Raw genomic sequence first — 15,740 nt, 5'->3', positions numbered from 1 at the left:
TAGCATTGGAACAAAGAGGCAGGTGCCAATCCATTACAATATGTACGCAAAATGAGATTGGTTACCGCTAGCCTTAACTCACTTTGGGGCAACGTGAGTTAGGGATACCCGTTTAAAATGTCCCTAAGTACTTTAATTTAGATTGATGTGCCGAGATTTACCGCCGAACTATTGCGTCTAAGTGCTCGGCAACGCTTCTCATTGACTCTATGTTTCCAGAAACCAGAATTGATAATGGCGTTCGGCCACAAAAAAAGCATCATTGTTTACCATAGACATAAATCCAGACTGGTTTGCTGGATTATCGAACATTGTGCGCAAAGAGGCGTGGATGTTTAGGATATAGCTGATGCACTCAAGACGCGTTATAAATGTTTGATTTAACATTAAAATAAGCTCAATGTCTTCCGCCGAACAATACCAGTTAGAAAGTATGTTTCGTGCTACCTTTGTACCTATTTCGATCTTAACTGCCACATCGATATTATATAGTTCATAGTTATCAAAGTCTGGCAATTTAATAATCTTACCCTCGTATCTACGCGGCTTGAAAATATTCGATTCTGAGCAGTGTTTCAATTTTTCATATTCGGATGTGTTTTTTCCCAATTTAATCATCTGGTAAAAGTAGTTCTGTGAATCAGTTTTCTGCTTGCGCAAGCTATCATAGCTAAAATCTTCGCCTATATGTTGCTCGTGATAACCTTCAAAACGCTCTGACGGAAAATTCTTAGTCTTTCCATACTTCTTCGCCAGTTGGATTTTACGAGAGAGCTCTTCAGCTAGAGCAATAATTTTTTTGTCCTTTTCATTATCACCCCTCATATTTTCCTCTCAACATTCAATACACAACATAACCATACAATTTGAAGTCTAAAGACCATAATATTGCACGTCAGCGCCGAAATGAGCGCTAAAACTGTCTCGTTCGAAAGCATATCGTATAAGTTACGGTTAACTGTAGCTTAGAGACACAAATCAGTGAGATGCAACATCTCCACACTGTTACCTCCCAATTACATAAACTAATGAAAAGTATAGTTTTTTTAAGGCCATATATTCGCTGACTACCTACTAAAGCCCGTTCAATCATTAAATTTTATACTTTACTGATAGCGAGCGTAGCTTAACGAATTGCAACTCAAGCAGACCAACACTGACATCTTTACATATTAGAAGACCTTTTTCCGCACTCATCAAATATGATTTAAAGATGAGAAATTATAACTCGTTAACTTGTGTTTCATAACCACATCAACTTGCCAAGAAAAACCTCGAATTTTTAGATAATTAAGACCCTACTTCCAGTTTCATACCACTGTTAACACTCTACCATTATCTAGTAAAGGAAGCATAGCTCAGTAAGGAACTGATATAGCAATACTGTAAGTTGAGAACACAATCAATTAAATAACATATGAAGATTTAAAAGTTGCCTAAAAAACATCTAAAACATTGATTTTAAAGGTGGGGTTATTATACCACATAAATGATTGATAATTATCAACTTTTAACTTGCACTACGCACATCCTGTGCTAGTTTTCATTTAAGAGTAAAAACCAAAACAGCTACAGGGAGCAAAATTATGAAAGTTGCAATCATTTACAAAAGAAGGAAAAGCGAAATTGTAAAGCGATACTTATTGGAAATAAACGATGATGATTTCAGGAAAATCATTGAAAACACGCACCACAATTAAACACAGATAGTATGAGATTTATATTATGCGAAGTATAGCTTATATAAGAGTGTCTACTGAAGAACAAGCAGAGAAAGGCAACTCATTAGAGGGTCAAAGAGAGTCCATCATAAGATGGTGTACTGATAATGGCTCCTCTTTAGAAGAAGTTTTTATTGATAGCGGTTCATCTGCATATAAATCCTCAAAAGGGAAAACCACTAGGAAAGGTTTCAACTCGTTAGAAAACTATATAAAAAACATAAATATCAGTTCCATAAGGATCGATAATGTTCTCGTATATAACCTATCAAGACTATCCAGAAACTCCGCTGTGCAAGCTAACTTTTTAGAACTGTTAAGTGAATATGGAATTAATCTTATTTCGGTATCAGAAAACATTAATGGAAGCGACCCTAACAGTGCAATAATAGCAACTGTACTAGGTGCAATTAACCAACATCAAAGTGCAATGAATGCTCAAACTGTTAAAGATAGACTCACGGACACTGCCAACAAAGGGTATTTCACTGGAGGTCCAATTCCATATGGCTATATCTCTGTATCTATTAAAGATTTTGGAGCAAAAAATAGAAAGAAGCTAGTTATAAATGAAAGCGAAGCGGCATTAGTAGAAGAAATATTTGGAATGGCATCTGGTAATTATGTCACTCCGCCGATGGGCGTCAAAGCAATTGCTAATAAGCTAAATAGATCTCACCGATTAAATCGTGGTAAAAAATGGACAAAAAACTCCATAAGCAAACTTCTTAACAACACAGTATATATTGGAAAATTTTTATTCAGAAAAAACTCTACACACCCTGACAAACCGCCAATAGTTGTTCGCGTTGAACCTATAATAGAGCCAAGAAAATTCGAGGAAGTCGCTAAAGGACTGGAAAAGCGCGCCCTTATCAATCGTGAAGATAAATGTACTCACAAGAAACACATATTGACAGAAATTTTACGATGTCCTTCATGCGGTTCAGGAATGAAGGTAATATATGGGAAAGGAAATAAGTACGCTTATTACGACTGCTCTTCAAAAGTAAATAACGGCAAAGACTTTTGCGATTGCAAACCAGTAAGAAAGGATAAGATTGAAGATTTGGTTTTAAGTTCTTTATTCGAAAATGTAATTACTAAGGAATGTATTGCAGGTATTTATAAAGACATTAATGAAAGGTATAAGTCCGACGGTAAAGTTATCAATAACAAAATAAAAGAACTGAAAATACGAATCACAAATAATGAAAATAAAATCAACTCTTTATTGCAGAATACATTTGACAACTATGACGAAGTGTCAAAATCATTAATGTCATTCATCTCTGAAAAGGAAAGAGAAACAGACAGCCTAAAGGAGGAGTTAGAAAGCCTTAAAGCTGTAAAATCTTCACCTCCCATCAAAAAATTCGGAGATAGACAAGCAGAGGATTTCTGCCAAAAGTTTAGAAGATTCTTGCGTGCTTCCGATAAGGATGTTGTTAGGCGATTCTGTGAACTGATTCTAACAGAGGTAAGGTTGCTACCTGAAAAAAAGATCGCTCTTCAGGGGACGAAACTCAGCTTACTAGGGCTCGTGTCAGAAACAAAAATGGGAACTGAATTATCAGTTCCCATTCTCGTATCAATTTGGCGGAGGGATAGGGATTTGAACCCTAGATACGCTATTAACGTATGCCGGTTTTCAAGACCGGTGCTTTCAACCACTCAGCCATCCCTCCGTACGGACGCCATAATAATGATGTGCTAACCCTCTGTAAAGTCGAATTTGTTCAAGTGGCTAGATTGTCAGCATCATTCCAATCAACCGTTCAAAGTTCAATCAGAATGGCTAACTTTTTGTCTTTAGTTGCTTTAGTTACGAAAAAATACTCACTGCATTTCTTATCCTCTGAGGGTCAACATTCGCAGCAACGTTTAGACGAATGATCGGTCAAGGCTCATTTCACGCACAAAAAGCATCATAACCGCCCGCTTTTTCGTCAGTTTTCTCCTTCTGTGACTACACTGAAGCTGATGCCTTGCGTTATTGAGAAGTAAGCACTCGTCTTACTATTGAGGCAAGATCCAAAACCCAGCGAAACCTGTGGCTTTGTGAATCTGTTCTCTTTCTCGTTACGCATGGAGACCCTAGTCAAAAACGAGAGATGAGAGACAGCGATGAAAACATCAGATTTATTTGTCAAAGCACTCGAAAACGAAGGTGTCGAATACATTTACGGCATTCCAGGTGAAGAAAACCTCGATTTTCTTAACTCACTTAAAGACTCCCCGATCGAACTTGTTCTGACCCGACATGAACAAGCTGCAGGCTTTATGGCTGCTACCTATGGGCGTTTAACAGGAAAACCTGGCGTTTGTCTCTCTACATTAGGGCCTGGTGCTACTAACTTTGTCACCGCAGCGGCGTATGCTCAGTTGGGCGCAATGCCGATGGTTATGCTTGGTGGCCAAAAGCCGATTCGTAAAAGTAAGCAGGGTCGGTTCCAAATCGTCGATGTGGTTAACCTAATGAAACCCATCACTAAGTATTCCGAACAAGTCGTTGATGGCAACAATGTCCCAGCGATGGTGCGTGAAGCATTTCGAGTCTGTATGGAAGAAAGGCCGGGAGCGGGTTATCTCGAACTTCCGGAAGACATTGCAGAGGAAGACTCTGGTGCATCCATTTTTGACGTGGTGACACATCGTCGCCCAGATGCCAACGACCTATGCCTCGACCAAGCGGCAGAGATGATCAAAAACGCAAAAATGCCACTTCTGCTTATTGGTGCTGGCGCAAACCGCAAGCGCTCCAGTAAAGCTCTGCGTGAATTCATCGACAAAACCGGCATCTACTTCTTTAACACTCAGATGGGTAAAGGTGTGGTTGATGAGCGACATGAACGCTTCATCGGTACAGCAGCCCTCTCGAGCCACGATTTCCTCCACTGCGCCATTGAACGTGCAGACGTGATCATTAACGTTGGGCATGACGTGATCGAAAAACCGCCGTTCTTTATGGAAAAAGGCGGCACGAAAGTGATTCATGTGAACTTCTTCGCTGCGCGAACCGATGAAGTTTACTTCCCACAAATCAATGTGGTGGGTGACATCTGTTCATCAGTAAGCCGCTTAACAGAGAAAGTTGGCGAGCTTGAGCAAGACATGTCGTTCTTTGGCAAGGTCAAAGAAAACGTCGATGAACGCACGACCAAATACTTTGAAGATCGTCGCTTCCCTATCCTTCCGCAGCGTCTGGTGAAAATCCTACGTGACGAGTTGGATGATGAAGACATCGTGACGCTTGATAACGGCGTATACAAAATTTGGTTTGCACGAAACTACCAATGTCATGCCAACAACACGCTCCTGCTAGATAACGCGCTGGCAACCATGGGGGCTGGTTTGCCTTCTGCGATGGTGGCCAAACAGCTCAACCCTGACAAGAAAGTTGTTTCTGTGAATGGTGACGGTGGCTTCTTGATGAACTCTCAAGAGCTCGAGCTTGCCGTTCGCATGGGCCTAGATATGGTCGTGATCATCCTGAATGACAGTGCTTACGGCATGATCAAATGGAAGCAAGAAGGCATGGGCTTCGACAATTTTGGCTTGGATTTCAACAACCCAGATTTCGTGAAGTATGCCAACAGCTTCGGTGCAATTGGTCATCGCCCAGATAGCCATGACGAGTTCCAATCAATCTTGAAACACGCACTGAATTCGAAAGGCGTGCACTTGATTGACCTCCCCGTCGACTACTCGCTCAACCACTCAATCTTGAATGTGTTGATCAAAGAAAGTCGCTCTATTGGATGAGGCCAGATATGTCAGAGCTAAATGTATATCGCCCTTTTGATGGTGGTTTGATACGAAGTATCCCGCTACAAAGTGAAGTGGAAGTGGAAACGGCCATACACACCGCCCACCAGCTTTTCTTGGATCGCGGGGCTTGGATGCCACCTCACCAACGCATTGAGATCTTAGAGCGCACGATTGAAATTATGTCTTCCCAAGTCGAGGCGTTAACGCGCCTCGCTGCGGAAGAAGGCGGTAAGCCCTATATCGACTCAAAAGTGGAAGTGCTTCGTGCCATTAATGGCGTCAAGCTGGCGATTGAGCACATACCGCAAATCAAGGGCGAGCAGATCCCCATGGGTCAAACGCCAGCGTCGGTTAATCGCCTTGCTTTCACGATTCGAGAGCCAATTGGCGTTGTGTCATCCATCAGTGCGTTTAATCACCCTTTGAATCTCATTGTTCATCAAGTGATTCCTGCCCTTGCCGTGGGCTGTCCGGTTATCGTTAAACCTGCGCTAACAACACCGCTGTCTTGTCTTCGCCTCGTTGAAATACTCCACGAAGCGGGATTACCTCAAGGCTGGTGTCAGGCCGTTGTGTGTGAAAACGAGGCGGCAAGTAAGCTGGTTTCAGACGCCAGAATCAACTTCCTGTCATTTATCGGGTCTGCAAACGTGGGCTGGATGCTGCGTTCCAAACTCGCACCAGGCACCCGCTGCGCGTTAGAGCATGGCGGCGCGGCACCGGTTATCGTCGACAGCAGCGCGCATCTTGATGAAATCGTCCCTGTTCTTGCTAAAGGCGGGTTTTATCATGCTGGTCAGGTTTGTGTGTCCGTCCAACGTATTTACGCGCAGCAAGGATTTTGCCGAGAGCTTGCCATCAAACTCGCTGCGGAAGGTGAGAAAATGGTGGTCGGCGATCCACTCGATCCCAATACCGAAGTAGGTCCATTGATCTTACCAAGAGAAGTTGACCGCGTTGAAGAATGGGTCAATGAGGCAGTTGAAGCGGGCGCAGAAGTCTTGTGTGGCGGTAAAAAACTGTCCGACACTTGCTTTGCGCCAACAGTATTGCTCAATCCACCCGAAAATGTTCGCGTCTCTCAGAACGAGATCTTCGGTCCCGTGATCTGTGTTTATTCCTACTCAGATAAACAAGATGCCATCAACCGCGCAAATGGATTGCCCTATGCGTTTCAGGCATCTGTTTTCACCAATGATCTCGAAGACGCACTCAACGTTACCCAGCAGCTCAACGCCACAGCGGTTATGGTCAATGACCATACAGCATTTCGCGTAGACTGGATGCCATTTGGCGGTCGAGATGCATCCGGCATTGGCCTGGGTGGTATTCAATACTCAATGCACGAAATGACAAGGGATAAAATGCTCGTGTTCAAAAGCCCGAGCCTTTAACGAAAACGCTGCCAGTGCATCACGCATTGGCAGCGCGAAATGATAGTGTTCCGCTGTACGGTTTCATTTCTCAATTTCAAATTCAAAATGAGAAAACGACCCTGAACTCTGTCGCGGCAATAACATAAGTAGTTGTTAACGTTAACTTTAAACGAAATGGCACGCTTTTAGCATTATGTCGTGTATCTATACAGGGGGGAAGAAAACCATGCAAATTGAAACGATAAAACAAGACGATGGCTCCCAACTCATCCGTATCAACGGCGATATGGACTCTCAGGGTTGCAGCGAGCTTCAACCAGAATTCGATCAGCTAGTCAGTGGTGAGTCATTGTTCGACACCACCATCAGTCTTGCTGGCGTCGACTTCCTAGACAGCTCCGGTATCGGGGCAATCGTATTTCTCTTCAAGCGCCTCAAGGCGCAAGGAAAGTCGCTCTCATTGATTGATGTTCATGGGCAGCCGATGGAAATCATCAAGTTGCTCCGAATAGATAGCGCAATCTCTGTAGATGCCGCGCAATCTACCGGTTAAACGCAGACCCAATCAAGGGGGAAAGCATGAAAAAATTGCTCACGCTTATTCTTCCGATTGTTGTTTTATCGGGATGTTCAATGTTTCCTGACCATGGCCAAGGCGGCATGGGGGAACACCATTACTCTTCATTACCTCCTGTCCTACCCGATCAACCTTTGGGTCCAGAGCATGGCTTGCGCTTTGAGTGGGAGCTCGCTGCAAGACATCTCGACATTCTCGTCCTTGAAGGTGCTGAACTTTGCTTTCCTGCTTCCGTCGTCCAAGCCCGAAAAATGCAGGACCGCATTGTGCGCGAACTGCTTGGCGGCTTAGAGTTCGACGCTGCTAACGACATCATCATTCAACGAGAAGCACTCGAACGACTGGAAAAGCAGCTTGATGCGGTGAAAGACAGCCGTGCTTGTGTAATCCCAGGTCAAAATGAAAATGCAACGCGTGAGCTTGTCGCTAAGATTTATGGTCTGCTAAATGCCGACAACCAGTTTGCGTTCAACTCCCCAGAAGTGAACCCCAAGTACATGGGTCATCTTGCAGAAGCCTCACATTTGTTACGTGACTTGCCCCAGTACCACCTGAAAGTAACCGGTCATGCGGATTCTGTCGGAAATACCGCGGCCAATAAGACACTTTCACTCGCCCGAGCCAAACAAGTTAAACGTTACTTGCAAATATTTGGTGTCGTACCGTCACGCATCACTGTCGCTGCGGTTGGTTCAAGTGACCCTCTCTTTGAAGGCAATGAACCAGAAGTCCGTTTGGTGAACCGCCGAGTATCTGTAGAACTGGTTGAAGTGCCGGGATTAGGACAAACAGAGATATTGAAAGGAGGTCAATGATGCAGAAAGTCCTCATTGCTATCTTGCTCCTGCTGTTTGTCTCCGCATTTAGCCAAGCTGAAGAATACCGTGCGCAAGTTGGCGACCAAGTCGCCATCATGCTGCCGGGTGAAGTCACACTCAATAAAGAGTTTCAAATTGACCGTCAAGGTCGATTGACCCTGCCTGAAGTCGGCATGATTCAGGCAAATGGCATGACTGAAGCGGAACTTTCTGAAGCGGTAAGCGAAACACTCAGCTCTGTCATTCGCGATTTATCATCCCTTCAAGTGTTCGTCAGCAAACGACAATTGCTGGTGATGATCCAAGGCTACGTGAGTGAACCGGGAGAGTTCACACTACAACGTAACGCCTCCATTCAAATGGCCCTCTATGCGGCTGGCGGCCTTCGCTCTGGTGCTCAGCTCGATAAAGTTCAGCTTCGAAGAGACGGTGAAGTTATCACCTTCGATTACAAAAAGTTCTTGGATACGGGTGATGACAGCCTGCTTCCTACTCTTAAATCATTGGACACCCTTTTCGTTCCAGCATCACCCATGATTGGTAACGTTGAACAAAACTTTGACCCGTCAAAGCTTGCTGACTCTGGTGACGCAGCAGAAGACAGAAAAGCCATCAAAGTGTTTGGTGAGGTAATAAGGCCCGGCAGTTTCTCTGCCAAAGATGAAAATAACCTCGTCGACCTTCTCATGCGCGCAGGTGGTGTCACCCGTTACGCTGCTGTCGAGCAAATCCGTGTGATTTCCGGTAACGAACCGAAACTCTTCAACCTAAAACGCTACCTTGATAGTGGTGACGAATCACTGTTACCCAACATCGTTGAAGGCTCAACCATTTTTGTGCCGAAACAAGAAGAAGAGATTAAAACTGGCTCTAATACCGTCTATGTCATGGGAGAAGTCGCGAAACCGGGCGCGTACGAGGGGAAAGAGAACGCATCCTTTATGGATATTCTTGCCAATGCCGGCGGTCCAACTCGCTTTGCAGAAAGCAGACAAATCCGCGTTATTAAAGCTGACGGTACTACCATTCCATTCGATCTGACCTTATTCTCTGAAGGCAAAATGGACGCACCAATGCCGACTGTACAGGCCGGTGACGCCATCTTTGTTCCAGAGAAACTCGACCTCAACGAGAAATCTTGGTTAAAAGTCTCGCCAGATCGCGCGGTGCGTGTACTCGGTGAAGTGGTGCGCCCAAGCCGCGTAGAATGGTCGAGTGAAATGTCGTTCCTTGACCTGCTCGCTCACGTTGGCGGCCCAACGTCGCGTGCAGACACCAGCAAAATTGAAGTCGTGACACCGATTAGCGCAAACAAGAGCAAGGTGCATGTATTCAATTTGGATAACCACATCAAAGAAGGACGATCTGACAACGAATTACCGCCTGTTACAGCGGGCACGACGATTCGCGTGCACGATTTGCCGGATGATCCAGTCGACAACAAAGCAAAATGGATTCGCCAAAGCTCAGACACCTCCATCTATGTGTTTGGTCAAGTCGGTGCGCCCGGTCGTTACAAATTCACTGACGAAATGCACTTTCTCGATATTCTGTCAGCGGCAGATGGCCCAACGGCCAATGCTGACTTACACAATATCCGCGTTACCCATTTAGACGGTAAGCACGCACGCGTGTCCAAACTCAATCTCGCATTGTTTTTTGAAACGGGTGATGCCTCGATCATCCCTCAGGTCAAAACGGGTGACACCATCTATGTTCCCGAAAAGAACCCAAATTGGTTAGACCGTCCAAAAGAGGTCACTGTTCGCGTCTTGGGTGCGATCAACAAGCCAGGTCGCTATACCTTTGACGATCATATGACCATTCTCGACCTGCTTGCCGAAGCTGGCGGGCCAAGCGCAAACGCCTACGTCGAAAAAATCACTGTGGTTAACTTGTCTTGTTGCCGTGATCAGGCACAGACCTTTAACCTTTCGGAGTTTAGCCGTACCGCGCGTTTCCAGGATCTTCCGGTTCTGCGTGCGGGCGATACGATATACATCCCCACCAAAGAAGAGAGCACCGCAGAGAAAATCAGACAAGGCATTACCGACATCTTCCAGATCGCAGGTATCGCCGCTTTGGTAGGGATACTCTAATGAATATTCCTCCGTCAAATCTCGAAGTCGAACGCATCTATTACCAGATAGTGCGTAACGACTATAAAACGCTCACGATTGCAGCCACCGAATCAGGCGAAGGTGTGACATCTTTGGCAACGGCGTTGGCACAGCGTTCGCTACTCGGTGGGCAATCTACGCTTGTCGTGGATTTAAACCTCTACCACCCGACGCTTGAAAGCCAAGGTATGACGGTGAGCACTTACGACAATCATTACTTACCTAGCCCAGAACTCGTTGGTGTGTCGGGTGAACGCGCCTACTTCACGGGGATCATTGCGCCTTCAAAACGCGAAACCATCATGGAATTGCGCAGACCTGGTTCCCTAGACCGATACATCGAGCAATGGCACAGAGATTACGATCTGGTGATTTTCGATACCTCGCCGATCTCGCGCATGAATGCAAACAACATTCCGCCAGAGCGTGTCGCCGCATCATCAGATGGTACAATACTCGTCGTGATGGCGGGGCAAACGACAGAAGCGCAAGCTTCTGAATCGGTAAAAAAACTAAGTGATGCAGGTGCCCATGTTCTTGGGTGCGTGCTCAATGACGTGGAAAACCCATCATTGAAAAATGAAATTCTACGTGAAGTGGGTCGACTCAATCGCTTCTTCCCTCACATTGCGAAGTGGCTCAGGTTGAAGATATTGAAAAGCCATCTGTTGTCGTTGGAGATCTAGTTATGGTGAGTATTGTTAAACACGAATGCAGACCCGCCACACTGAAAAATATCAGTACCGCTCGGACGACGGTGAAATCGATTTTGGAAAGTAAAAACGTCCCCGAAAGTCTGATTAACAAAATACAGCTTTGTTTCTCAGAGGCAGCAGCCAATCTTGTTGAACATGCAGACCCGCAACCCACATATATCTCTGTCAGCATCGAGTGTGTGAACGATAGCTGGAAACTTCACTTGGAGGACGATGGACAAAGCTGGAACCCTACCCTTCCCGACCGCGTGCAGTCTCTCGACACCTTTGAAGAAAAGGAAGGCGGCCGGGGGCTGGCGTTGATACAAAGCCTGACAGACGAAATGGAATATGTTGTTCGCTCCACCTTTGGGGCGAATCGATTAACCTTAAAATGGCAAATTCAGAAAGAGCATGAAAAGCCACGCATTTTGATTGTTGATGATGACGAGTGCCAACGTCGTTTGTATGGGGCGTATCTCAGAGAGCACTACAACATCACAGAAGCATCGAGCGGGGAGCAAGCACTGGAAATGCTTGAAAAGAACGATATCGACCTCGTCATTTCAGACATTCGTATGCCTGGCATGGACGGCTTGTCATTGAAAAAAGCCTTGCATAAACAAACCAACACACTGATAACGCCATTTATCTTTCTCACCTTTGCTGACAATGCAGAAACCCGTTCAAATGCAGCTGGTCTTGGCATTGATGACTATTTAGTCAAACCTATCTGTAAAGCCGATCTATTGAACAGTGCAAATCGTGTACTCCAACGCTCTAATCAAATTTATCAGCAGCTTACTGACAAGGTGAACAAACGTATTACCAGCGCGCTTTCTCCTTCTCTTCCTCATCAAGCTCATGGTTGGGAATTAGCCGTTGCTAATAGAAACACCGGTATTGGTGGTGGTGATGTCGTGCTTTTCAGGGAAGGTGCTGACCGCATCATGATCAATCTTGTAGATGTCATGGGGCATGATGTCGCGGCGAAATTCTTTTCCTACGCCTTTGGTGGTTATCTCCGTGGTTTGATGTACCACCTTGATGACGTTCCTTCTCCTTGCGCGACCTTGCTTAGCCGACTTTCGGACAGTGCACTTGAAGATGGCCTGCTTTCTCAAGTCATCTTGACCTGCTGCTCAACAGTTTTAAGGGATGATGGAAACATCGAGCTTGCATCGGCAGGCCACCCTGCGCCCTTTAAAGTCACCAAACAAGGTGCTGCATTGCTCGACCTTGGCGGCATTCTTCCCGGTGTAATCTATGGTGCTGAATATGACACCCTTTCCATGAAGTTGGATGTGGGCGAGCGAATCGTGATTTACACGGACGGCTTATTTGAAGCCGCGGAAGATGATCAAAGCCGGAAAGTTCTCGAAGCCAAAGTCATTGAAAACTTGCAAGCAACGCTTGATTTGCCACTACAAACTGCGGCCGAAGAGATCATGCACACCTTTGATTTGCATGGTGATCGCAACAGAGATGATGCAACCATCATATTAATTCAACGCGGACAGGCCGAAGACTAAAAACCTCCATTTCTGTACTAAACTCAACGCATAAGAGTGACTCAGAATCACTTCACTGCATCAGAAAAGCGACAGCATGGGGGATTTGCATTGAACATCAGGCTGAAAGCCGTTTTTGGCACAATGATCATTTTCACTGTCGTGCTGGCACTGTTTATCGCCTATGCCTTCCAGTTCTTGCAGCAGGCAAAAAATGAAGAACTTCAATACCGCTCAGGCGAGTTGGCAGAGCTTGTCGCCTTCTCATCTCGCGGGTACCTCCTTAACGAAAATTACACTGGCCTCAGAAATCTCACTAATTCACTTACCGAACACCATGATATCGCCTTCATCACCATTTCGATGAAAGGCCAGATCATCGCACATAGCCAAAATCACAGTTTAAGTGACGGAGTGACGGTGGCTAAATACGATATGTCCGGCGAAGATGGCCCTGTCGCTGAAGTGTCCGTCGGCTATCGAAACCATTTTTCTGATGCTGTTTCATCGCCCGTAGGCCGTTTGCTGATGTATGGTGCGGCTGCCATCGGCATTTTGGCCGTGGTCATGATGTACGTCGTCACCGTTGCAGTCACTCGACCGCTGAAAAAGGCCTACGAAATTAACGTCAATCGATTTGGCAATGCCGAGTTACTTTCAGATCATGATGAGATCAGTGCTACGGTTGCCCTGATCGAGCAAATGCAAACGAAGCTTGAGTCCAGCAACAATCAGCTTCAAGAGTCATTACGCGACCAAAAGTTTTCCTTTGCTGAAGCCCGTCAGATCGAAGAGAAAAACCTCGCCATCTACAACGCCTCGCATGATGCGATCGTCGTTGCCAACGACCAAGACATCATCATTGAATTCAGCCCCGTCGCTGAACAACTCTTTGGTTGGGAACGCCATGAAATCGTTGGCCGAGCGATGGCCGACACCTTAGTCCCAAAAGCGTTGCGTGAGGCTCACATAAAAGGGATGCAGCATTTCCTTAAAACAGGTGAAGGCCCAGTTCTCAATCAGCGAATTGAACTCACCGCCGTTAGACGCAGTGGCCGCGAGTTCCCTATCGAAATCTCTATTTCGGCAGCGAAAACCACACAAGGTTTTATCTTTGTCTCCTACATTCGAGACATCACACAGCGACTGAAAGACCAAACCGAATTAAAACTGGCCGCGCATGCATTCAACGTGTCTGACGCCATGTTTATTTCTGATAGTAAAGGCCACATCATCCGCACCAACCCCGCGTTTACCGCTGTTACGGGTTACAAGCGTGAAGAAGTGGAAGGTGCTAAACCGCGCACGCTATCGGCCAATCCTGAAGATTCTCAGTTCCACAAGTTGATTTGGAAAGAGTTGCTCGATAAAGGTGTCTGGAACGGCGAATTACCTTTGCGCCATAAAGAGGGCCATGAACTGCCCGTTCGAATGAGTATGACAGCCGTGACAGGTGAAGATGGCGTGCTCAGTCACTACGTCGCCCACTTCTTCGATTTGAGTGAGCAAAAGCATTATGAGTCTATTCTGCGTCAAGCCCACAAAGAAGCAGAGCAAGCCAGTGAGTCAAAAGGTCGTTTCTTGGCAGCAATGAGCCACGAGATACGCACACCAATGAACGGTGTATTGGGCGTACTAGGTCTCCTCAAGGAAACCCCGCTCACCAAAGATCAAGTCAACTTGGTTCAAACGGCGCGAGACTCTGGTGAATTGTTGCTTGCCATCATTAACGATGTGCTCGACTTTTCCAAGATGGAAGCAGGTAAACTTTCGTTAGAAAACACGCCTTTTGATATTTACGCGCTGGTCAATCAAACTGCAGAAATCCTTCGTCCGCAAGCTGAAGATAAAGGACTCCAACTCTCCTCAGACATCAAAGAAAGCGCGCCTCAATACTTAATTGGTGACGGCGACCGAATTCGCCAAATCATTCTGAACTTGGTGTCGAATGCCATCAAGTACACCAAGAGCGGTAACGTTTCTATTTCGCTCAATGGCGAGTCTCAAACGCATACAAGAGCCACGATAAGACTGGATGTTACCGACACGGGCATCGGTATCGATGAAGCACACCTAAAAACCTTATTCGACGAATTCACCATGGTCGAAAGTTCTTATAACCGTACGCACGAAGGCAGCGGCCTCGGTCTTGCCATTTGTAAGCAACTCGTCGATTTGATGGACGGTGACATTTCCGTCGAAAGTACCGTGGGTCAAGGGTCAACCTTCTCCTTACACCTTAGCTTGAAGCTTGCTGAGGCTGAGGATGTTCAAACAGCTCACTATGAAACGCCTAAATCACAAGACGACAATTCTGTTTCAACGGACCTGCGAATTTTGATGGCGGAAGATAACCCTGCAAACCAGATTGTTCTTCGCACCATGCTTGAAATGTCAGGCCTCTCCGTGGACATCGCCAGTAATGGTCGAGAGGCGGTAGAAGCCGTGAAGAAAATCCCTTACGACATCATCTTGATGGATATTTCAATGCCAGAAATGGACGGTCTTGCTGCGACACAAGCCATCAGGCAAATGGATTCTCCCGCCAAGGATGTCATTATCGTGGCCCTCACCGCTCACGCAATTCGCGGAGACAAGGAACATTTCCTCAACTCAGGCATGAACGACTTTGTGTCTAAGCCTTTTACTCGTGCCGCGATTATGGATTGCCTTACCCGATGGCAGGCCAAGCTCTCAACACCCACTAAGGCAATAGCACCGCCTGTTGAAGAGGTCGAGCCAATTGACTCAGATGACCCTGACAACAACCTGGTTGATGAAGCAACGCTAAACCAACTGGTTAAAGACACCTCCAGCGAAGTGGTGCCTGAATTGGTGGTTTTCTATATCGAAGATGCGCGCATGCGGGTTGAGAAAATCGCAAATGCGGCAGATGCAAAAGACTACTACGGCTTAGAGTTTGAAGCGCATACCCTTGGCAGTAGTGCCGCCGCACACGGTAATAAAGGGCTGTGTGAGCTTTGCAGAAAAATCGAACAACAGTGTTTAGAACAGCAATTCGACGCTGCATTAGCCACTGCAAAAGCACTAAAAATATTGGCTGAAGCCTCTTTCCGTGCACTTGAGTCACGATTACAAAGAGGATTTACAGCATGATCACACAATGTTGAATTTCAGACGCAAATTGCGA

The 15,740-nt window shown here is 45.9% G+C and carries 9 protein-coding genes, 1 tRNA gene and 1 pseudogene; 9 read left to right on the top strand and 2 right to left on the bottom strand.

Features of this window, described 5'->3' with window-relative positions; all coding sequences use genetic code 11:
- Positions 1 to 207: 207 nt before the first annotated feature.
- The gene (locus ATN88_RS00450) at positions 208 to 825 is read right to left on the bottom strand and encodes a hypothetical protein (protein WP_067409822.1); all 618 of its coding nucleotides are present in this window, start codon (positions 823 to 825) and stop codon (positions 208 to 210) included.
- A gap of 900 nt (positions 826 to 1,725) precedes the next feature.
- Between ATN88_RS00450 and ATN88_RS28725 the strand changes: the two are divergent.
- Positions 1,726 to 2,793, top strand: a pseudogene (locus ATN88_RS28725) (recombinase family protein); the annotation flags it as partial.
- Positions 2,794 to 3,318: 525 nt separating this feature from the next.
- Here the strand turns inward: ATN88_RS28725 and ATN88_RS00445 are convergent.
- Positions 3,319 to 3,409, bottom strand: a tRNA-Ser gene (locus ATN88_RS00445).
- 439 nt (positions 3,410 to 3,848) lie between these two features.
- Between ATN88_RS00445 and ATN88_RS00440 the strand changes: the two genes are divergently transcribed.
- The 8 genes from ATN88_RS00440 (at position 3,849) to ATN88_RS00405 (ending at position 15,706) form a co-directional block, all read left to right on the top strand.
- Positions 3,849 to 5,486: an acetolactate synthase large subunit gene (locus ATN88_RS00440; protein WP_067409820.1), complete on the top strand. Its 1,638-nt coding sequence runs from the start codon at positions 3,849 to 3,851 to the stop codon at positions 5,484 to 5,486.
- Positions 5,487 to 5,494: 8 nt separating this feature from the next.
- Positions 5,495 to 6,886, top strand: coding sequence for an aldehyde dehydrogenase family protein (locus ATN88_RS00435; protein ID WP_067409932.1), 1,392 nt, complete (start codon positions 5,495 to 5,497; stop codon positions 6,884 to 6,886).
- A gap of 208 nt (positions 6,887 to 7,094) precedes the next feature.
- Positions 7,095 to 7,421, top strand: a complete 327-nt coding sequence (locus tag ATN88_RS00430) for an STAS domain-containing protein (protein ID WP_067409818.1) — start codon at positions 7,095 to 7,097, stop codon at positions 7,419 to 7,421.
- A gap of 26 nt (positions 7,422 to 7,447) precedes the next feature.
- Complete coding sequence (locus ATN88_RS00425; protein WP_067409815.1) at positions 7,448 to 8,260, top strand: OmpA family protein; 813 nt, start codon at positions 7,448 to 7,450, stop codon at positions 8,258 to 8,260.
- Positions 8,260 to 10,362, top strand: a complete 2,103-nt coding sequence (locus tag ATN88_RS00420) for an SLBB domain-containing protein (RefSeq protein WP_067409813.1) — start codon at positions 8,260 to 8,262, stop codon at positions 10,360 to 10,362. Before ATN88_RS00425 ends, ATN88_RS00420 begins: the two co-directional genes overlap by 1 nt.
- The gene (locus ATN88_RS00415) at positions 10,362 to 11,069 is read left to right on the top strand and encodes a P-loop NTPase family protein (RefSeq protein ID WP_067409811.1); all 708 of its coding nucleotides are present in this window, start codon (positions 10,362 to 10,364) and stop codon (positions 11,067 to 11,069) included. Before ATN88_RS00420 ends, ATN88_RS00415 begins: the two co-directional genes overlap by 1 nt.
- Before the next feature lie 2 nt (positions 11,070 to 11,071).
- Positions 11,072 to 12,610, top strand: a complete 1,539-nt coding sequence (locus ATN88_RS00410) for a SpoIIE family protein phosphatase (protein ID WP_067409808.1) — start codon at positions 11,072 to 11,074, stop codon at positions 12,608 to 12,610.
- A 90-nt stretch (positions 12,611 to 12,700) separates the two neighbouring features.
- Positions 12,701 to 15,706: a PAS domain S-box protein gene (locus ATN88_RS00405; protein ID WP_232312643.1), complete on the top strand. Its 3,006-nt coding sequence runs from the start codon at positions 12,701 to 12,703 to the stop codon at positions 15,704 to 15,706.
- The last annotated feature ends 34 nt before the right edge of the window (positions 15,707 to 15,740 follow it).

It is taken from the genome of Enterovibrio coralii, from assembly GCF_001559595.1.
GTDB lineage: Bacteria > Pseudomonadota > Gammaproteobacteria > Enterobacterales > Vibrionaceae > Enterovibrio > Enterovibrio coralii.
The sequence above is the reverse complement of the archived record's forward strand: the minus strand, read 5'-3'. Positions and strand labels throughout refer to the sequence as shown.